Origin of the sequence: Neisseria subflava (assembly GCF_005221305.1) — a bacterium.
GTDB lineage: Bacteria > Pseudomonadota > Gammaproteobacteria > Burkholderiales > Neisseriaceae > Neisseria > Neisseria subflava.
On sequence record NZ_CP039887.1, the window covers coordinates 1855525 to 1876664 of the forward strand.

A 21140-nucleotide genomic window follows, 5' to 3' on the forward strand; every position below is an offset into this window, starting at 1 on the left:
CGATTATGCGCCGCGTTTTTCCAAAGCAGCAACGGCAGGCAACTCTTTGCCTTCCAAGAACTCAAGGAACGCACCGCCGCCGGTAGAAATGTAGCTGATTTGATCGGTTACGCCGAATTTGGCAATCGCCGCCAAAGTGTCGCCGCCGCCGGCAATCGAGAACGCATCGCTTTGGGCAATCGCTTCGGCCAATACTTTAGTACCGCCGGCAAATTGGTCAAATTCAAACACGCCGACCGGGCCGTTCCACACCACCGTGCCTGCGGCTTTGAGCAAATCGGCCAAAGCAGCGGCGGATTTAGGGCCAATGTCCAAAATCATGTCGTCTTCGGCAACGTCGGCAATGTCTTTCACCACAGCTTCTGCATCGGCGGCGAAGGCTTTAGCGACAACCACATCGGTCGGCAGCGGAACAGAGCCGCCTTTAGCCGCCATTTTCGCCATGATTTTTTTGGATTCTTCCACCAAATCGTGTTCGGCCAAAGATTTACCGATGGCTTTGCCTTCTGCCAACAGGAAGGTGTTGGCAATGCCGCCGCCGACGATGAGTTGGTCGACTTTGTCGGCCAAAGATTCGAGGATGGTCAGTTTGGTAGACACTTTGCTGCCGGCAACGATGGCAACCATCGGATGAGCCGGTTGTTTCAGGGCTTTGCCCAAAGCATCAAGTTCGCCCGCCATCAATACGCCGGCGCAGGCAACGGGCGCTGCTTGGGCGACGGCTTCGGTCGAGGCTTGGGCGCGATGGGCGGTACCGAATGCGTCGTTGACGAACACGTCGCACAAAGAAGCGTAGGCTTTGCCCAGCTCCAAGTCGTTTTTCTTCTCGCCTTTGTTGATGCGCACGTTTTGCAACATCACGACATCACCGGCGTTCAAAGTCGGTTTGTTTTCACGCCAGTCGTTCAATACTTTCACGTCTTTGCCCAACAGTTTGCCCAAATGCGCGGCAACGGGGGCGACATCGTCTTCGGGATGGAATTCGCCTTCGGTCGGACGGCCGAGGTGGGTCATCACGATCACAGACGCGCCGTTGTCCAAGCAGTATTTAATGGATGCGAGCGAAGCGCGGATACGGGTGTCGTCGCTGATGTTGCCGTCTTTGAACGGCACGTTCATATCGGCGCGGATCAGAACGGTTTTGCCTTGAACATTTTGTTCGGTCAGTTTCAAAAATGCCATGATGATTCCTTTGTGATGGTTGGAAACGGGAATGTTTGGGATTATCCGCGAATGAGGCGTGACGGTAAAGATTGGCAACAGCCGCGCTTGATGTGAATCAGCAGATAAGACCCGGGCCGTCTGAAACATTCGGCCAATCTTCCAGATTTTCCGCTATACTTTGGCGATTGATTTTCATTTTACGGATTGAACCATGTTACGCCGAATTGCTTTAATGCTTGCCTTCGCGCTGCCTGCCGCCTCATGGGCGCAGACGCTTTCTGAAACCCTGCCCAACGGTCTGAAAATCATCGTTAAAGAAGACCATCGCGCGCCTGTGGCCGTTTCGCAGATTTGGTACAAAATCGGCAGCGTGGATGAAAAACTAGGCAAAAGCGGCCTGAGCCACGCTTTGGAACACATGATGTTTAAAGGCACGAAAGACGTTCCCTCCGGCGAGTTCAACCGCCGCGTATCCGAGCTGGGCGGACAAAATAACGCCTACACCAGTCGCAATGAAACGGTATATTACGAAAACGTCGCCGCCGCCAACCTGCCCGAGATTCTGAAGCTCGAGGCAGACCGCATGCACAACCTCAACTTCAGCGACAAAGAATTCCTCAACGAGATGAACGTCATCCGTGAAGAACGCCGCCAGCGCACGGAAGACACAGCCGACGGCAAAATGCGGGAACAAGCCTATCTTGCCGCCTTTACCCAACCGTCCATGCGCGCCTCCGTCATCGGCTACATGAAAGATTTGCACACCCTAAAAGCCGACGACCTGCGCGCGTGGTACAAACAATATTACGCGCCCAACAATGCCGTATTGGTCATTGTCGGTGATGTCGATGCTAAACAAACGCTTCAGACGGCCGCCAAACTCTTTGGCGATATTCCGGCCAAAGCCCAGCCGCCGCGCAACAAACTCCATACCGAACCCTATTTGCGCAAGCCTGTTACGGTCAAAGCCACTTCTCCGGTCACACGCCAGCCGCTGATTGCCATCAGCTTCCGTGTGCCGAAACTCCAAAAATTCGACGACGCAATGCCTTTTGCCCTCGACGTCCTCTCCGATATTTTGGCAGGCAACGCGTCCAGCCGTTTTGACAAAAACCTCGTGCGCGGCAAGCAAACCGCATTGAACGCAGGAACGCATTACGACATCATCAGCCGTGAAATGCCGCTGTTCAGCGTAATGGCCATGCCTGCCGAAGGCGTGAAAACCGATACTCTGATTGCCCAGCTGCGCCAAGAAATCAAAGACATTGCCGACAACGGCGTTTCCGAAGAAGAATTGCAGCGCGTCAAAACTCAGGCAGCGGTCAGCGAAATCTACGCCAAAGACTCCATGTCTTCCCAAGCCTCCATGATGGGCCGCCTCGAAGCGCGCGGTTTCCAATATACCGACGAACAAGAAATCCACCGCCGCTTACAGGCAGTCAGCGCGCAAGAAGTACAGGCCGCCGCCCGGATGTTGACCGACGAGCGCATGAGTACCGTCATCATTGAGCCGCAAAAACCTGCCGCCGCGCCAAGCAAAAAAGCTGCCAAACGCCGATAAACATCAGGCCGTCTGAAAGCCCATACCCTTTCAGACGGCCTTAACAGAAAGCCACAACATGAAACCCACCCTGTTCGCCCTTACCCTACTCCTGCCCTTAAGCGTCCAAGCCGCCACCGACATCCAACGCTGGCGCAACCGTGACGGCACCCAAATCCTCCTTGTCGAACGCCACGAAAACCCCATCATTGACCTTGAAGTCAGCTTCAAGGGCGCAGGCAGCGTTGCCAATCCGGACAGCAAAAGCCAAGTTGCCGAATTTACCGCCGCCCTCCTGACCGACGGCACCCAAGAGCTGGACGAAGAAGCCTTCAATGCCGAAGCCGACAACATCGGCGCGCACATCAGCAGCGACAGCAATGCCGAAAGCGCATCCGCAGGCTTCCGCAGCCTCAGCAAAGCCGACATCCGCGACAAAGCCGCCAACTTGCTCAACCACTCGCTGACCCGTCCGCGCTTTGACGAAGCAGTTTTCCGCCGCCGTCAAATCCAATCCATTACCGGCTTGCAACAACAGGAAACCACCCCCGACTACACCGCCACGCGTGAACTGACCAAGCTCATCTACCCGAACCACCCCTACGGCAGCGGCGCAAACGTAACCGTTGACAGCCTCAAACGCGTTAGTCTGGACGACATCCGCGCCTTCCACAGCACCCACTACGGTAAAGACAACGCCATCGTCGCCATCGTCGGCGACCTCAACCGCAAACAGGCAGAGCAACTGGTCGAGCGCGTCCTCAAAGACCTGCCGGCCAAAGCCACCGCAACCCACGCCATCCCGCCCGTTCCGAAACAAGCCGCCCAACGCCGCGACATCCCCTTTGCCGGCACACAGGCACAAATCCTGCTCGGCACTTCCCTCTTCAAACGCCGTGACCCCGACTATTACGCCCTCGTTGCCGGCAACTACATCCTCGGCGGCGGCGGTTTCGACAGCCGCCTCATGAAAGTTTTGCGAGACCAACACGGCTACACCTACGGCGTATACAGCAGCCTCGCCCCGGCGACAGAAGAAGGCACGTTTACCATTTCCTACTCCACCCAAAAGAAAAACACCAAAGCCTCACTGGCCGACACCCAAGCCGTCATTGAACAGTTTATCGCCGAAGGCCCAACCGAAGCCGAGCTGAAACAGGCCAAAGCCAACATCGTCGGCGGCTTCCCCCTGCGCTACGACTCCAACGACAAACTGCTCAACTACCTGAGCCTGATCGGCCTCTACGACCTGCCCAACGACTACTTGGAAGCCTACCCCAAAGCCATCAACAGCCTGACCGTCGAACAAGTCCGCGACGCATGGCAACGCCGCGTCAAATTCAAAGACCTCAACACCGTCGTTGTCGGCGCAGAATAAAACGCTTTAAAACAACAGGCCGTCTGAAAGATTTTTCAGACGGCCTGAGACCTTTGCAAAAATTCAGATGGCCTTTTTATTTTTGAATCCTGTAAGTGATCGTACAACTAAGAGAAACAGGAATTAGCAGACTAAATTGTCATTTTATGGATTTAGCATAATGTAATTTATTTTCCTCTTCTTCTACCAATTCCTCTTTTTATTCCTGTATATCGAGGATTAATGATACTCTAGATATCAGGTCAATATTAATCTAATTTTTAGTATAAAATCAATAGGTTTTAAGCGAAAATAGGCTACTTATTTTTACTGTAACTCTACCATTTAATTGTCAGGGAGGGAGCTTCGATCATACAGAGCACCTTCAACTTCTTCGAGAAAGAAGTACCTTAGGGGTTTATCAATACAATTAAATAGGGTGAGGAACAAACAAATGCTGACGAAGAGTAGGGCAGCTGCTATCAACTAGTCCAATAGCTGAAAACAGTAATCAAGTTGATGTAATGATGTGATTAAAAATCTACAAGAAAAAAATATTTAGCTGACTACCAAACACAAACACACTTAGAAAACGTGCTTGGTTAGTTGTAAAATATTGTTTTCTTAAGGTGAGCATTCTTGTTCATCTTTTTATTTTAGATGGTTATCATACTTCCTGATGAGTAGGGCGGAAGATGATTTCGTTTTTATCCACTTAGTCTGGCTGACTGATAGCGAAGATTAATAGATAGAGGAATTTAAATATCCTAAAATAACAATAAAAATGTAATTAACGACAAATAAAAATCTGATGGCGATAAAGTGTGGTCGAATTTTGGGATGTTTTTCTGGTAGCCTGATGGGAAAAGATCGTCTGAAACAGTTTTTACTCCATTTTTAGACGACCCTAATGATTACTTCCCAATCCGATACTCCGCCTGCTGCTCTTGCAGCATGGTTTCATACCATCTTTTGCCTTGAAGTTCGGACTGATATTGTTTTTCAAAAAATGGATAAATCTTATCGTAAGTCGTATTACTTCTCAGTAAATCTTGTAAATATACGGTATCGATTGGAATAATTTTCAACCCTATTATTTCTTCACCTGTATCTGTATCATAGTATGGGATTAGTTTTCGTCCTCTAAAATCAGCTATAACATTAATATGTAAATCTGTGGTAACAAATACGCAATAATCATGAGGATTGTTGGATTTTAAGCGATAGTTTCCTAAATGGCGGGAAACTGGTTCCATTTCCATGCGTCTCTGATTACTATTTTCAGCCAATGTTGCCTCAATAAGCAAGCTGTGTTTTGGATAAATGTAGTTGGCTTCATATTCATAAACAATATCTGCTGCACCGCCTGACGCATGGGTTTTGGGTAATAAATCAGCAGAAAGGGAAAGATTCATATAATTTAGAATATTGCCCTTTCGTTCACTCAATTCATACCAAATAATCGCTAAAATATATTCAAAAATGGTTGGAATATCAGCCTCATCAGTAACAATTTTGACAATTTTATCATCATCTCTATTTTCAAAATAAGTCAGTAGATTTAATAACACTTCCTTTCCAAAATGTTTATCAATCAACTGATTAAAACGGTTATGTCGTTTATCTTGAATAAGTTGTGCAGCCTGTTCGCTATTTTCAATGGCAATACCGTAATCCTGATAAATACGTTGATAAATACTGGCTGCATTAAATAACAAGGATGGATGAATTTTTTCTAAATCAATATCTTCGGTGATTAAAGTACATGGTGTGAATGCCGAATCGAATAAAGCCTGATGACAATCTTGAAAGAAATACTGAGGAATTAAGTCAAATTTGACTTTATTATCAGCAAAAACCAAAGTGTCTGTTAGATTAAAATAGCGGCGGTTTAAGTCAAAATAATCTTCAAGTGTTGCCATGGCTTTAAATATATGAAGATATTTAAAAAATACCGCTTTAAATTCCCTTTCATTTTTCAAATTTAAAAATGGACAATTTCCCTTAATGCTATCTCTATCTTGTTTTTTAATAGCTGACTGATTTGATGTTTTAAAAATCAAATTTCGCCATTTCGTATCTTGTTTTATATTTTTAATTAAAAATAATAATTCTATTGCCGAACCTTGCTGATCTAAAAAATAGTTCTTAAGACTTAAATATAAAGGATAATATACCTTGTCGTAGTTGGGACTTTTCCTATTCATACCAATACTAAAAATTAATTTTTCTGTTACCTCCTCTTCCAAGAAGACCTCATATGCCATCTTATAGTTTTCAAGCTGCATGAGATGTTTACATATTGCCTCTTCTAAACTAATTGAATAACTGCGATAATCCTTAATTATTTGAATTACTTGTACGGTTGTTTCTTTGGAGATACATAAAGGTAGGAAATAACGGAACTCATCAAAAGATAATTCATTCAACTCAGATAATAAATGCGCTAATATGAAATAAGGTCTAACGTTGTCTTTATCAATTTTCAATGTTGCTTTTAGCATTTGTTTGAAGTAGATAAAGCTGTCTTTTGACAAATGAAGCGGATTCTCAGGGGTAAAATCATTCTGTTTGGTAATAGCCAGTAAAGCATACCCTGCTTTTGTCAAAAGTCTTTGTTTTTCAGTAACGAATCCAATATCCACTAAACCGGATGTTTTTTGGCGGGCGTCCTTATCCTTCCGTGGAGCATTACCAACTAAAAAGCCTTCTTCATGCATTAGGTCATAAAAGATCGTTTGAAGATCTGGATTCCAATCCCATTCTTTACCTTGTTGTTGAATTTGTTTGTATAGCTCGTCAAGGAGCAATAATTGTTGTTCGATTTTTAGATTCAGTTTTGCTGTACGAAAACTGGTAGTTCCCAACACCCAACAAAAACTTTTGTAGGAAATTTTTGGCTGTTTCATTTGCTCCTCTCCTTTCTTAATAATTAGTAATTAAAACTTCTACTGAAACGGAGTTTTTTTCTTTACGCTGGTAATTACTGTTAGCATAAGTCTTATTAAGATAGTGGCAGGTATAATCCCGTTCTTTGAGCCACTCTATCAATAGAGTATTTTCTTTATTCTTTGCTATTAGTGCGTTAGATAAAGCAAAGCGTAAACCTTTTTTATTGCACTTGTCTAGAAAATCCAGTAAATCCTGTTCATCCTTTAATGTCCATCCATTTTGCTCGTTATAACCTGCTAGAGTTATTAAATAAGGAGGGTCGCAATAAATTAAAGTCTCTTTTGATAGCATATCTAAATCAATTTGGCGAAAGTCCTTAGATGTAAAGGAAGCATCAATCTGCTTAAGTCTTTCTGAAAATTGTTTCAGCTTGTGCTGCATTTTTAAATTAAAGTCTCTTTTACCAACAGGCAGATTAAATTCCCCCTTTTGATTAAAGCGAATTTGATTGTTAAATGAAAATATTACTAATATATATAATAAAGCAATGTCTTTACTTAAATTATAGGCTTCGCGCAACTTTAAGAAGGCATTTTTGTTATAGCCTCCCAACCCCTTACTACTTTCGCAATCATAAAATCTATATCCGTTTTTTGTTGAATCAGATAATTTAAATTTTTTAACAATTTCTTGTGTTTTAAGTAAGATATTCAGAGAGGAGTTATTGTGAATATATTTAAATAAACGAATTAATTCGGCATTTTTATCATTAAAAATGACCTTACTAGATTTTGCATTAATACCAACATTCCCACCACCACAAAACAAATCTAAGAAACATTCAGATGGAGGTAACAGAGGCATAATTTGATTTAATAGTTTATGTTTTCCTCCAGTATAATTGAAGGGGCTAGCAACAAAAGGTAATTTTTCCTCTTTATCAAAAACTTTACATAGAAATAGCCGTTCAGAATTGTCGCTTAAATCTGATTTCCCAGTTGAAAATGCTTTATGTGATTGTTCAAAAACATGAACCTCCCCTTTTTTTTCTAAGATTTCAAGAATATCTTCATCAGATATTCTTGCATTAGATCGATCATTACCTTTGTTGGCCATATTGTTATACGACAATAAAATATATTTGGTTTCAGCGTTTTCAATTAGATTGCGAAATGCTTCTGTCGCATCTTTTGTACAGTAATTGCTTTTCAGGCAACTTCTATCCATTTTTCGGGCAATACCAGACACTTCAGGTTTCTCCCATCTCGCAATATTTTCAAGCAAATGATAAGCATCACAATATTGACGAGAGTTATATGGGGGGTCTAAATATAATAAGTCGCATTTAATTTCTTTAATTAACTTATTGGAATCAGTATTGAAACATTGATTATTTAGATTAAGATTCTTGTTAGGTAGAATAACTGGTAACTCAAGAGGTTTGCTATTTTTTGCATTTTTACGGTATGCATCATAATGCCCAACTGTATTTGCAATACTATCCATTGCATACAGAAGTTCGGTAATTAAAATTGTATATTCTTTGAAATTAATTTGTTTTTTCAGATGGAGCTTTTCTATGTCTTCTCTAATAAAACCAATTTTGCTGCAATTATCGGCAGAAAAAAAAGTATCGGCAAAATTCCTACGAACATAATTGTTTTCATTGGTTGAAATTTGGTTATATTGGCTCGTTATCTCAATAATTTTTTCTTCATCATAGTTTTCAAAAGCAAACCATGTGTAATGAATGATATAGTTAAAATACAATAAATCATTTGTTATCAACATTTTATCTGAAAATGCATTTGCTATAGCACCTGTTCCACTAAAAATATCAGCAACTATATTGATTGATGAGCAATGTTCATCAACAATACCACGGATAAAATCTGATAACTTATATTTATTTCCAAGATACCGCCGGTTATTGATGCTTGCTAGTTTTAGGCCTTTTTGTTGAATTAATTGTTGCCAATGATCTTCTTTTTTTTGAGTGTTATGAAGATTTAATGCATTTCTTACCGCTTCTACCGCCTCTTTATTCCAAATGAAATGGCCAGAAGTATTTTTTTGAACAGCAATGTCATGTTTACTAATTATTTTATAAAGATAGGAACGCGAGATTCCCAGTTCATTAATAAGATTCTTTGAGCTGATAGTTTTCATATTTTTCTCACGGTTTGGAACTTTAATGTGCATTTTACATGATAAATCGACCTTTTTAACTGTGACTATACCAAAAAATGGATGCTAAAAGCATCATAGATGGAAGGGTTAGTCGGGTTTTAGGATGTGTTTCAGGTGGTTTGATGAAAAAGGCCAAGAGCTTTGCAAAATTCTCTAAGTATCTTGGTAGAAGTTTAGGGGATTTTCCATGAGCACCTTCTTTCAACAAACCGCCCAAGCCATGATTGCCAAACACATCGACCGCTTCCCACTATTGAAGTTGGATCAAGTGATTGATTGGCAACCGATCGAACAGTACCTGAATCGTCAAAGAACCCGTTACGTCCGAGACCACCGCGGCCGTCCCGCCTATCCCCTGTTGTCCATGTTTAAAGCTATCCTGCCCGGACAATGGCACAGCCTCTCCGATCCCGAACTCGAACACAGCCTCATCACCCGCATCGACTTCAACCTATTTTGCCGTTTTGACGAACTGAGCAACCCCGATTACAGCACCTTATGCCGCTACCGCAACTGGCTGGCGCAAGACGACACCTTAGCTGAATTGCTGGAACTGATTAACCGCCAACTGACTGAAAAAGGTTTAAAAGTAGAGAAAGCATCCGCCGCCGTCATTGACGCCACTATTATTCAAACCGCCGGCAGCAAACAGCGTCAGACCATAGAAGTTGATGAGAAAGGACAAGTCAGCGGCCAAACCACACCGGGTAAAGACAGCGATGCCCGTTGGATAAAGAAAAACGGCTTATACAGACTCGGTTACAAATAACATACCCGTACCGATGAGGAAGGCTATATCGAGAAACTGCACATCACCCCCGCCAATACCCATGAGTGCAAACACCTGTCGCCTTTGTTGGAAGGACTATCCAAAGGCACGACCGTCTATGCCGACAAAGGCTATGACAGTGAGGAAAACCGATAACATCTAGAAGAGCGTCGGCTGCAGGACGGCATTATGCGCAAAGCCCACCGCAACTGTCCGCTGACGGAAGCGCAAACCAAACGTAACCGGTATTTGTCGAAGACCCATTATGTGGTCGAACAAAGCTTCGGTACACTACACCGTAAATTCCGCTATGCCCGGGCAGCCTATTTCGGGCTGATTAAAGTGAGCGCACAAAGCCATCTGAAGGCGATGTGTTTGAACCTGTTGAAAGCCGCAATAGGCTAAGTGCACCTGTTGCTGCCTAAAAGGTGGCCCGGATGCCTGATTATCGGGTATCCAAGGGGGATTAAGGGGGTATTTGAGTAGAATCATTGGATATTTGAAACAAAAACAGCCGAAAATCTTTATTTAGATTTCGGCTGTCGGGGAAAAAGGAATTTTGCAAAGGTCTCGGCCTTTTTAAACCGGTTAATTACTTACTCAACCGTTACTGATTTAGCCAAGTTGCGCGGTTTGTCCACGTCTGTACCGCGTGCAAGGGCGGCATGGTAAGACAGGAGTTGCACGGGGATGGTATGCACAATCGGCGAGAGTACGCCGACGTGGCGTGGGGCGCGGATAACGTGCACGCCTTCGGTGGCGTTGAAGTTGCTGTCGAGGTCGGCGAAGACAAAGAGTTCGCCGCCGCGTGCGCCGACTTCCTGCATATTGGCTTTTACTTTGTCCAACAGGCTGTCGTTCGGGGCAATCACGACAACAGGCATGTTCTCGTCCACCAAGGCCAACGGGCCGTGTTTCAATTCACCCGCAGGATACGCTTCGGCGTGGATATAGGTAATCTCTTTCAGCTTCAATGCGCCTTCAAGGGCGATTGGGAAGTGGATGCCGCGGCCCAAGAAGAGTGCGCTGGTTTTCTTGGCAAATTTTTGCGCCCAAGCGGCGATTTGCGGCTCAAGATTGAGAACGTGCTGAATGCTGCCCGGCAGTTGGCGCAATTCTTCGACGTATTCACGCGATTGTTCGTCGGAAACCAGACCGCGCTGTTTGCCCAAGGTAACGGCCAGGCCGAACAGGACAACCAGTTGGGTCGTGAACGCTTTGGTAGAGGCAACACCGATTTCTGCGCCGGCGCGTGTGTACAATACCAATTCGCTTTCACGCGGCAGGGCGGATTCCATCACGTTACAAATAGACAGGCTGTGTTTGTGTCCCAAGGATTGCGCGTATTTCAGGGCTTCCATGGTATCCAAGGTTTCGCCGGATTGGGAAATGGTGATGACCAATTGTTTCGGATCGGCAATCACGTCGCGGTAGCGGTATTCGCTGGCGATTTCCACATCGGTCGGCACTTTGGCGATGGCTTCGAGCCAGTATTTGGCGGTCAGCGCGGCATAGTAGGACGTACCGCAAGCAAGGATTTTGATGCTGCGGATGTCGTCGAACACTTCGCGTGCGTTCGCACCGAAGTTTTCGGGTTCGAAGCCGCCGTCCAGGAAGACTTCGGCGGTATCGGCGATGGCGCGCGGTTGTTCGTGGATTTCTTTCTGCATGAAGTGGCTGTAAGGGCCCAACTCCAGTGAAGCGAGCGACAACTCGGATACTTTGACTTTGCGTTGGGTATCGGCACCGGTTTTGTCGATCAGTTTTTCAATACCGTTCGCGCTCAATACGGCGATGTCGCCGTCTTCCAAATAGGCGATGCGGCGGGTAAAGGCGATGACGGCGGATACGTCGGAGGCGATGAAGGTTTCTTGATCGCCCAATGCCACCAGCAGCGGGCAGCCCATACGCGCGACCACCATTTCTTCGGGTTTGTCCTGCGCCATCACGGCGATGGCGTATGCACCGTGGAAACGGGCGGTGGCTGCGCGGACGGCTTCAAACAGTTTACCGCCGTTTTGGGTGTATTCGTGATTGACGCTGTGGGCGATGACTTCGGTGTCGGTTTGCGATTCGAAGGTGTAACCCAAGGATTGGAGGCGTTCGCGTTCGGCTTCGAAGTTTTCGATAATGCCGTTGTGGACGACGGCAATCATGCCGCCGGAAATGTGGGGGTGGGCGTTAGGCTCGGTTACACCGCCGTGGGTTGCCCAACGAGTATGGCCGATGCCGATATGGCCGAACACGCCTTTTTCGCGTGCGGCGTCTTCCATCAGTTGCACACGGCCGACGCGGCGCACGCGTTTGATTTTGCCGTCTGTGTTCACGGCGATACCCGACGAGTCATAGCCCCGATATTCAAGGCGTTTGAGACCGTCGGTCAGAAAATCGACTACATTGTGATTGGCGCGGATGGCGCCGACGATACCGCACATATAAGTTCCTTAGTATCAAAAGATTAACGAAATAACTGCCGTTCCGGCTCCCGGAGGCGGCAGCGGTAAAAAGCCGTTTTACATTATCCGAACGGCGCGGATTTGGGTTTCAGACGGCCTTTTGGTTTTGAAGGCCGTCTGAAAAAGATAGAAACCGGCCGAACCTTATTTCTTATCGCCATTTTCGGGGCGCACCCAGCCTTCGATGATGGTTTGGCGGGCGCGGGCGAGGGCGAGTTTGTTGTCTTCGACGTTTTTGGTAATCGTGCTGCCTGCGCCTGTCGTGACTTTGTTGCCGAGTTTGACGGGGGCGACTAGGACGCAGTTGGAGCCGATGCGGACTTCGTCGCCGATGATGGTTTTGTATTTGTTCACGCCGTCGTAGTTGGCAATAATCGTGCCTGCGCCGAAGTTGGTTTTGCTGCCGACTTCGGCGTCGCCGATGTAGGTGAGGTGGTTGGCTTTGGTGCCTTTGCCGATGGCGGCGTTTTTGATTTCGACGAAGTTGCCGACGTGTACGTCGTCTGAAAGGCGGGCTTGCGGACGCAGGCGGGCGTAGGGGCCGATTTGGTTGTTTTGTCCGACTTCGCAGTCTTCGAGGTGGGAGAAGGGGGCGATTTTGCTGTTTGCGCCGATTTTGGCGTTTTTGATGACGCAGTTTGCGCCGATTTCGACGTTGTCGCCGATTTCGATGTCGCCTTCGAGGACGACGTTGACGTCAATCACGACGTCTTGTCCGTGTTTCAGACGACCTCTTAAGTCGAAGCGGGCGGGGTCGCGCAGGGTGACGCCTGCTTTGAGCAATTCTTGCGCTTGTTCGGTTTGGAAGATGCGTTCGAGTTCGGCAAGCTGGAGTTTGTTGTTCACGCCGGCGGCGAGGTGGGAGGCGCGCACTTGGACGGGATGGACTTTGATGCCGTCGGCAACAGCTTTGGCGATGAGGTCGGTCAGGTAGTATTCGCCTTGGGCGTTGTTGCTGGAAAGGCTGTTCAGCCAGTTTTCGAGTTTGGCGTTGGGCAGGACGAGGATGCCTGTGTTGATTTCGCGGATGGCTTTTTGGGCGGCGTCGGCGTCTTTTTCTTCGACGATGGCGGTTACGCTGCCTTGGCTGTCGCGGATGATGCGGCCCAAGCCTGTCGGGTCGGCGGGAACGTCGGTCAACAGGCCGACTTCGCTGTCGGCGGCTTCGAGCAGGGTTTCGAGGGTGGCGGTGTCAATCAGGGGGACGTCGCCGTACAGCACCAGCGTGCGGCCTTCGGCGGAAAGGTGGGGCAGGGCGGTTTTAACGGCGTGTCCGGTGCCGAGTTGTTCGGTTTGTTCGACCCAGACGACGTCACGTTTGACGGTGTCCAAGACTTGGTCTTTGCCGTGTCCGATGACGACGCAGATGTTTTGGGGATTCAGGGCGGCGGCGGTGTCGATAACGCGCTCGACCATGGGCTTGCCGCCGATTCGGTGCAGCACTTTGGGCATTTTGGAATACATGCGCGTGCCTTTGCCGGCGGCGAGGATGACGATATTTAAAGCTGTCTGAGCCATGATACGGTTTCCGTTGTCGTTGTTTGAGGCCGTCTGAAAAGTGTGGCAACAAATGTTGATTGTTTTTCACTCCGTTTCAGACGGCCTTGGGGATATTGTTATTCGGTTGCTGGCTGTTGGTTGGCAAATTGCGGTTTTTGCCAGTGTTGGCCGCGTTCGCCGTGTTCGGCATGATCCGCTTGATTGGATTGGACGGCGCGGCGCTCAGGGCGGAATTGGTTGTAATTCATGTTTTTAGAATAAGTACCGTCCTGATAAACGATAGGTGTGCCGGTAGCATATTTTTGGCGTACGGCGGTACGGCCGGATTCGTTGGTGTAGGTTTCCCAAGAGCAACCGGCCAAAACAGCGGCGGCGGTCAGAATTAAAGCGAGTTTACGCATGATGTTGTCCTTGTTTTTAAATGTCGGCAATACCGTGTATTGTACTTGTTTTTGCAAAACTTCACGGCAGTTTTGTGCAAACTTCAAGCAAACCCTGCATATCTTTCGCTATGCCGTCGGCAAATGGCAACGGTTGGGCTTTTTCGCCGTACCAAACGGTCTTCATGCCCAAGGCTTTGGCTTGGTGCAGATTATCGGCGCTGTCGTCCACCATAATGCACTGTTCGGGTTTGACGCCCAACAGGCGGCAGACGTTGAGATAGGCTTGGGGATTGGGTTTGTAGAGCAGGCCGAAGTCGTCCGTGCCGAACAAGCCGTCAAAATGCGCTTCCAAGCCCAACGCCTCAACCAATGCGCGGACATAAAACGACGGCCCATTGGAAAATACGGCTTTTCGCCCTTTCAGACGGCCTAAAACGTCATCAGTTCCATCCATACCCTCCACCTTTGCCAAAATTTGCTTAAGCGGGTGACTTTCACGCAAAAATTCATCGATATCGACTTCAGGATGGTGGATTTGCAAACCGGCAAGCGTCGCGCCGTATCGGTGCCAATAATCTTGGCGCAGGTGGGATGCGGCTTCTTCGGAAAGTTTCAGACGGCCTGCTATGTATTCGGTCATGGCGCGGTTGATAATGTAGAAAATGCCGGCTTCGGCATTGTGCAAAGTGTTGTCGAGGTCAAACAGCCAAACGGGAGAATGATTCATATCGTGCCTTGATATGCAGATTTTGTTATGATATTTCGTATTTTACTCGTACAAAGGAAAGAGAATGAAACTGAAATTGTCCGCCGTGGCTCTGTTGCTGGCTTCGGCAAACCTGTACGCCCAAACCGAAGTGCGTTTGGCCGTGCACAAATCCTTCAGCCTACCCCAATCCGTCATCGCGCAATTTGAAAAAGCCAACGATGCCAAAGTGTCCGTTATCAAGGCAGGCAGCGGCAACGAAATGCTCAACAAGCTGATTTTGAGCAAGGCCAACCCGATTGCCGATGCGGTTTACGGTTTGGACAACGCCAACATCGGCAAAGCCAAAGCCGCCGGCATCCTCGCCGCCAACCAACCCAAATCCGCACCCGTAACCGCCTCCCTGCCCGATGCGCTGGCCGTCGATTACGCCTATGTCACCATCAACTACGACAAAAAATGGTTTGAACAGAAAAAACTGCCCCTGCCGCAAACCCTGCAAGATTTGACCAAACCGGAATATAAAAACCTTCTGGTGACCCCGTCTCCCGCCACATCCTCGCCCGGCCTCTCCTTCCTCTTGGCCAACATCGGCGGCATGGGTGAAGAAGGCGCGTTCAAATGGTGGGCACAAATGCGCCAAAACGGTGTGAAAGTTGCCAAAGGCTGGAGCGAAGCCTACTACACCGACTTTACCCAAAACGGCGGCGCCTATCCCCTCGTGGTCAGCTATGCCACCAGCCCGGCTGCCGAAGTCCACTACTCCAAAGGCAAATACAGCACCCCGCCCACCGGCAACCTCTTCCTCAAAGGCGGCACATTCCGCCAAGTTGAAGGCGCGGCCGTTTTGAAAGGCGCAAAACAGCCCGAGCTGGCGGCCAAACTGGTGAGCTGGCTGCAAAGCGGCGAAGTGCAACAAGCCCTGCCTGCCGAAATGTGGGTCTATCCGGCTGCCAAAAACACGCCGCTGCCCAAAGTATTCGAGTTTGCCCAAACCCCGAAACACAGCGATTCCCCCAACCGCACCGACATCAACACCAAACAAAAACAATGGGTGAGCCGTTGGAGCAAAACCGTTTTACGTTAAGCTGAAAAAGATTTAAGAAAGATTAAAGGCCGTCTGAAAAACCAAATCATTAGTTTTTCAGACGGCCTTGTTTTACAATGTCCTTTTAAACAACTTCACACGCACACAATTATGAATTTCGATCTTCAATCCCTCTCCCCCTTCTCCGGTTGGGAACAACTCGCCCAAACCGGCATGTCTTTCGGCACGAACCTGCTGGCCGCCTTGGCCATCTTCTTTATCGGCCGCTGGGTCACCACGCGCGTGGTGACACTGATGAAAGCCGCGCTGACGCGCGCCAAAGTCGATAAAACACTGGTCAGCTTCCTCGGCAACGTCGCCAACATCGGCCTACTGATCCTCATCATCATCGCCGCACTGGGTAAACTCGGCATTCCGACCACTTCCGTGACCGCCTTGATCGGTGGCGCAGGCTTGGCCGTGGCTTTGTCTTTGAAAGACCAACTGTCCAACTTCGCCGCCGGCGTGCTGATTATCCTGTTCCGCCCGTTTAAAGTCGGTGACTTTATCCGCGTCAACGGTTTTGAAGGCATCGTCCGCGAAATCAAAATGGTGCAGACCTCTTTGAGTACGCCGGACAACGAAGAAGTCGTCCTGCCCAACAGCGTGGTCATGACCAATAGCATCACCAACCGCTCCTCCCTACCCCTGTGCCGCGCCCAAGTCGTTGTCGGCGTCGATTACGCCTGCGACTTGAAAGCCGCCAAAGCCGCCGTATTGAGAGCGGCAACCGAGCATCCATTGTGTGTTCAAACCAAAGAACGACCTGCCGTCGTATACATTACCAACCTCGCCGCCAGCGCCATCGAAATCACGCTTTGGGCATGGACGAACGAAGCGGATTTGGCCTTATTCCGATTCGGTTTGAACGAGCAGGTCGTCGAAAACCTGCGCGAAGCCAACATCAACATCCCATTCCCACAATGTGATGTCCACCTCATTCAGCCGAAAGACTGATTTCAGCTTTCAGGCCGTCTGAAACACGGCGGGTCAAACGCCCGCCCCATTCCACCCTTTTCCATAAGGAGCCGCCATGTCCCATCTGCAAACCATCGCCGAACACCTGACCAGCCGCCGTCAAACCGTTACCTGCGCCGAGTCCTGCACCGGCGGTCTGCTTGCAGGTGCGCTGACCTCCCTCTCCGGCAGCTCGCAATGGTTTCATCAAAGCTTCGTCACATACAGCAACCAAGCCAAGCAAGAGCGTCTCGGCGTCATGCCCGATACCTTGCTGAAACACGGCGCGGTCAGCCGCAAGACCGTCTATGAAATGGCACGCGGCGCAAAGGCCGTCGCGCAGGCGGATTACGCCTTGAGTATTTCCGGCATCGCCGGCCCTAGCGGCGGCAGCGCGGCCAAACCGGTCGGTACAGTCTGGTTCGGCCTGGCCACGCCCGAAGGTTCGTTTGAACAAACTGCACTATTCACAGGCAACCGCGAAGCAGTAAGGACGCAAGCCGTCGAATACGCATTGGCTTTCTTGGCGGAACATTTGGTTTGATAGAAAAAACACAGGCCGTCTGAAATCTGGAAATCAGGTTTCAGACGGCCTTTTTATCTATTCAAACCATCGGCGGATTTATACGCCCAAAAGCTCTTTGCCGAGGAAGCTGCCTTTTTCAACACCCGGCAGGATGAAGAAATAGCCGCCACCAAACGGGCTGATGTATTCCTCCAGCGGCTCGCCGTTGAGCAGGTTTTGCACGAAGATGAAGCCGTCGGCAAGGTTGGCCTGATAGCAGATGAATATCAAGCCGACATCGAGTTGGCCGTTGGCGGCGAGGCCGCGCGAGTAGTTGAAGGCGCGGCGGTAGAGCAGGTGTTTTTTCATAAACTCGGGATCGCGCGGATTGGCAAGGCGCATATGGCTGTCTTTGGGCGTGATTTTGCCGTCGGGGTCTTTGGCAAAATCGGCGGTGTCGCCCTCTTTTTTACCGTCCATGGGCGCACCGCTGTATTTGCGCCGGCCGAAAATATCGGTTTGTTCCTGCATCGGGGTGCGGTCCCAAAACTCGACAAAGTGGCGGATGAGGCGGACGGCCTGATAACTGCCGTTTTTCGCCCATGCCGGTTCGTCCAAGCTGTTGGCGGCAACGCCTGTCCACAGGACTTGATCGGCGACTTTGGGATCTTCGACTTTGGGATTGCCGGAGCCGTCGCGGAAACCTAAAAGGTTGCGCGCGGCAATGGCGCCGGGTTCGGCTTTAGGGAGCCAACCGTCTATGCTCCAGCGGATCACGGCAAACTGGGCGGTGTTTTTGATGATGTCGCGCAGGGCGGCTTGGCAGGTTTCGGGGGAGAATGCGCAAATTTGCAGGCTGAGGTCGCCGTCGCACCACGATTTTTGGAGTTTGTCGTTGGGGAAGTCGCGCATTTCCTGCAAGTGTTTCGGCTTTTTGTCTTTGAGGCCGAAGCGGTCGTCAAAGAGGCTGCTGCCGACGCCGACGGTAACCGTCAGTCCGTCGGGGCGGAATTGTTTGCCGAGGATGCCGCTGCCCGCAGGCGGAAGTTTGTCGTCGCCGTCTTGGTATTCGCCGCCTTGGGTGAGGAATTCGATGCGGGCGGTCAGGACGCGGAATAGGTTTTCAAGTTGTTTGGCGTCTTTGGCGGTAACGTCAAAGGCACACATAATGCCGAAGAGCTGGTGTGGCGTAACGATGCCTGCCTGATGCTCGCCATAACACGGATAGGCCAGCTCGGAATGTTGATTGTTTTGGGTTTCGGCGGCGGCTTCGCCTTGTTTTTTACCGGCAAAATAACCGGCAACGCCGATGGCACCGGCAGCAAGGGCAGTTTTGAAAAGGGTTCGTTTTTCGGGTTGTGCCGGTTGTTTGTTTTGGCTCATGGTCTGCTCCTTGGCAGGGAACGGAAAGATTGCAATCGTGTGAAGTAAGGTCGGTTTTCAAGCATATTTGTGTGGGCGACAATAAGATTCAGACGGCCTTTCAATATCCAAAGGCCGTCTGAAAACGCGTTATCTTATTTCAAACCCAAAATGCCGCGCAGTTTGGCCAAGTCTTCTGCCAAGGCATTAATCGGCGCCTGCAGGGCTTTGCGGTCTTCTTCGCTCAGTTTGTCGTACAGCTCGAAGCCGTCTTGTTTTTTGTATTTCGCCAAAATGTCTTCAACCTGTTTGAAGTTGGCATCGGTTTTTTCCAACAATGCTTTGTCTTTGGCTTCGATCAGCGGACGGAACAAATCAACGATTTTTTTGGAGCCTTCCACATTGGCTTGGAAGTCGCTCAAATCGGTATGACTGTAACGGTCTTCTTCGCCGCTGATTTTGCTGCCGGCCACTTCTTCAATCAAAACAGCCGCGCCGCCAACCACTTTGCTTGGCGGGAAGGAAAGGGCGTCGATTTCTTTTTGCAGGGATTCAACGTCTTTCATCAGTTTGTCGGCAGTCTCTTTCACGCCGGATACGTCTTTTTTCACCCACAGGGCATGTTCGATGCGGTGGAAGCCGGTAAAGGCCGCGTCGTTTGCGCCGTCTTTGAAGTCGTCTTCACGCGCGTCGATGGCGGGGTCGAGTTCGTTGAAGAGTTCGGCAATCGGCTCGATGCGTTCGTAGTGGAAGCGGGTGGCGGCAAACAGGGATTTCGCTTTTTCGATGTCGCCGGCTTTGACGGCTTCGGTAAAGGCTTTAGTTTTAGCGACCAACTCTTTGGCTTCCGCCTGAACATAAGCTTTATAGTCGGCCAGAGGTTGCGCCAGTTTTTCCAAATCGGCTTCGTTGGCCGTGTCTTTGAAGCCGCTGTCGGTAACAATCAGCTTACCGCGCGGATTGGTCAACAGGCCGCAAGTCATTTCATATTCGCCCGGCAGCAGGGTAACGGTCATTTTGTCGGATAAACCCGGGGCGATGTTTTCACGCTCGTCCACCACCATCACGCCTTTCAGAATTTCCCATTCCAGCTTGCGGCCGCTGTCGTTTTTAATGTTGAACACGACTTGGCCGCTGGGGACGGTCAATTCCATTGGTTCACAAGCAGTATCGTTCACGCCGATATTGACCGAACCGTCGGCATTGGCGGCAGCGGATGCGCCTGAAGCGGCAGGCGCGGCTTTTTCGGCTTCAGGCGGCTGACACGCGGTCAAACCCAGAGCCAACATTACGGACAAAGCAGTTAGATTGAATTTTTTCATTTTCATTCCTTTTTATTTAGTTAACGTTTTTGCCGGCGCACTGCCGCGCAAAAACCAAATCATGACGGGAACCAGATACAGCAGCCAAATCAGGACTTCTCCTTCGGTCGGGTGGTCGGTATAACCGAAGAAACCGCCGAGCAGCACGCCTAAAGGGCTGTCTTCATGCAAATATTTCGATGTGTCGAAAGCAATATCCTGCATCACATTCCATACGCCGGCCTCATGCAGCGCGCGAAATGAACCGGCCAGCAGACCGGCCGCCACTACAATCAAAAACGCGCCCGTCCAACGGAAAAATTTCGCCAAGTTCAGGCGCATACCGCCCTGATAAATCAGCGTACCGATGACAACCGCCACCAACAGCCCCAACACCGCGCCTATCGGCATAGACCACGTCGGACTTTGCTGGAACACGGCCAGCAGGAAAAACACGCTCTCCAAACCTTCGCGCGCCACAGCCAAAAATGCCATGCCGACCAAGGCCCAACCCTGGCTGCTGCCGCGGTTCAAGGCCGACTGAACAGAATCCTGAAGATGCTGTTTCATCGAACGTGCGGCCTTTTTCATCCACAAAATCATGTACGTCAACATCGCCACAGCCACCAGGCCGATAACGCCGACCACCAATTCCTGTTCTTTTTGCGGAATCTCGCCCGTAACGGAATGAATGCCGTAACCGATACCCAAACACATGGCCGCAGCCAAAAACACGCCCAGCCAAACCTTCGGCATCAGCTCGCTGTGTCCCGACTGTTTCAAAAAACTGGCAACAATGCCGACGATCAGGGCAGCTTCGATGCCCTCGCGTAGCATAATCAATAAAGCAATCAGCATAAAAAACTCTAAAGTGAAACGTTCATTTATTAACGCATTTATAACGCTTTATGTTTAATAATGCAAATTATTTTTATTTTTTAATAACCCTATATTTATTAAGATTTTTTAAA

15 protein-coding genes and 1 pseudogene are annotated in these 21140 nt (G+C 49.0%); 6 read left to right on the forward strand and 10 right to left on the reverse strand.

All coding sequences use genetic code 11. The features are described from left to right. Positions 1–3: 3 nt before the first annotated feature. Positions 4–1182 (reverse strand): phosphoglycerate kinase, encoded by a 1179-nt coding sequence (locus FAH66_RS09090; protein WP_004519232.1) that lies wholly within the window; start codon positions 1180–1182, stop codon positions 4–6. Between the two features lie 193 nt (positions 1183–1375). Between FAH66_RS09090 and FAH66_RS09095 the strand changes: the two genes are divergently transcribed. Beyond that, the gene (locus FAH66_RS09095) at positions 1376–2725 is read left to right on the forward strand and encodes a M16 family metallopeptidase (protein WP_137041357.1); all 1350 of its coding nucleotides are present in this window, start codon (positions 1376–1378) and stop codon (positions 2723–2725) included. A 58-nt stretch (positions 2726–2783) separates the two neighbouring features. Further along, a complete protein-coding gene (locus FAH66_RS09100) occupies positions 2784–4082 on the forward strand; it encodes a M16 family metallopeptidase (RefSeq protein WP_137041358.1) in 1299 nt (432 codons plus the stop codon). Positions 4083–4975: 893 nt separating this feature from the next. Here the strand turns inward: FAH66_RS09100 and FAH66_RS09105 are convergent. Together FAH66_RS09105 and FAH66_RS09110 are read right to left on the reverse strand one after the other, a co-directional pair. Continuing rightward, on the reverse strand, positions 4976–6970 hold the full coding sequence (locus FAH66_RS09105; RefSeq protein ID WP_137041359.1) for an AlwI family type II restriction endonuclease: 1995 nt from the start codon (positions 6968–6970) through the stop codon (positions 4976–4978). Positions 6971–6986: 16 nt separating this feature from the next. After that, positions 6987–9122 carry a Dam family site-specific DNA-(adenine-N6)-methyltransferase gene (locus FAH66_RS09110; protein WP_137041360.1) on the reverse strand — a complete coding sequence of 712 codons (2136 nt, stop codon included), beginning with the start codon at positions 9120–9122 and terminating at the stop codon, positions 6987–6989. Between the two features lie 208 nt (positions 9123–9330). Here FAH66_RS09110 and FAH66_RS09120 point away from each other — a divergent pair. Continuing rightward, positions 9331–10337: pseudogene (locus FAH66_RS09120) on the forward strand (IS5 family transposase). A gap of 171 nt (positions 10338–10508) precedes the next feature. Here FAH66_RS09120 and glmS read toward each other — a convergent pair. From glmS to FAH66_RS09140, 4 genes are all read right to left on the reverse strand, one after another. Further along, a complete protein-coding gene (gene glmS, locus FAH66_RS09125; RefSeq protein ID WP_137041362.1) occupies positions 10509–12347 on the reverse strand; it encodes a glutamine--fructose-6-phosphate transaminase (isomerizing) in 1839 nt (612 codons plus the stop codon). 165 nt (positions 12348–12512) lie between these two features. After that, positions 12513–13886, reverse strand: coding sequence for a bifunctional UDP-N-acetylglucosamine diphosphorylase/glucosamine-1-phosphate N-acetyltransferase GlmU (gene glmU, locus FAH66_RS09130; protein ID WP_137041363.1), 1374 nt, complete (start codon positions 13884–13886; stop codon positions 12513–12515). A 98-nt stretch (positions 13887–13984) separates the two neighbouring features. Continuing rightward, complete coding sequence (locus FAH66_RS09135) at positions 13985–14269, reverse strand: membrane lipoprotein lipid attachment site-containing protein (protein WP_003686634.1); 285 nt, start codon at positions 14267–14269, stop codon at positions 13985–13987. Positions 14270–14330: 61 nt separating this feature from the next. Next, positions 14331–14978: a pyrimidine 5'-nucleotidase gene (locus FAH66_RS09140; protein WP_137041364.1), complete on the reverse strand. Its 648-nt coding sequence runs from the start codon at positions 14976–14978 to the stop codon at positions 14331–14333. 64 nt (positions 14979–15042) lie between these two features. Between FAH66_RS09140 and FAH66_RS09145 the strand changes: the two genes are divergently transcribed. The 3 genes from FAH66_RS09145 (at position 15043) to FAH66_RS09155 (ending at position 17545) form a co-directional block, all read left to right on the forward strand. Continuing rightward, entirely contained in the window at positions 15043–16044 is a 1002-nt protein-coding gene (locus tag FAH66_RS09145) for a thiamine ABC transporter substrate-binding protein (RefSeq protein WP_137041365.1), read from the forward strand. A 111-nt stretch (positions 16045–16155) separates the two neighbouring features. Further along, positions 16156–17001 (forward strand): mechanosensitive ion channel family protein, encoded by an 846-nt coding sequence (locus tag FAH66_RS09150; protein WP_137041366.1) that lies wholly within the window; start codon positions 16156–16158, stop codon positions 16999–17001. A 76-nt stretch (positions 17002–17077) separates the two neighbouring features. Then, positions 17078–17545 carry a CinA family protein gene (locus tag FAH66_RS09155; RefSeq protein WP_137041367.1) on the forward strand — a complete coding sequence of 156 codons (468 nt, stop codon included), beginning with the start codon at positions 17078–17080 and terminating at the stop codon, positions 17543–17545. A gap of 78 nt (positions 17546–17623) precedes the next feature. Here FAH66_RS09155 and efeB read toward each other — a convergent pair whose 3' ends face one another. The 3 genes from efeB to efeU form a co-directional block, all read right to left on the reverse strand. Beyond that, on the reverse strand, positions 17624–18889 hold the full coding sequence (gene efeB / locus FAH66_RS09160) for an iron uptake transporter deferrochelatase/peroxidase subunit (RefSeq protein ID WP_137041368.1): 1266 nt from the start codon (positions 18887–18889) through the stop codon (positions 17624–17626). Positions 18890–19023: 134 nt separating this feature from the next. Then, positions 19024–20190 carry an iron uptake system protein EfeO gene (efeO, locus tag FAH66_RS09165; RefSeq protein ID WP_137041369.1) on the reverse strand — a complete coding sequence of 389 codons (1167 nt, stop codon included), beginning with the start codon at positions 20188–20190 and terminating at the stop codon, positions 19024–19026. A 12-nt stretch (positions 20191–20202) separates the two neighbouring features. Continuing rightward, complete coding sequence (efeU, locus tag FAH66_RS09170; RefSeq protein WP_137041370.1) at positions 20203–21027, reverse strand: iron uptake transporter permease EfeU; 825 nt, start codon at positions 21025–21027, stop codon at positions 20203–20205. Positions 21028–21140 lie beyond the last annotated feature (113 nt).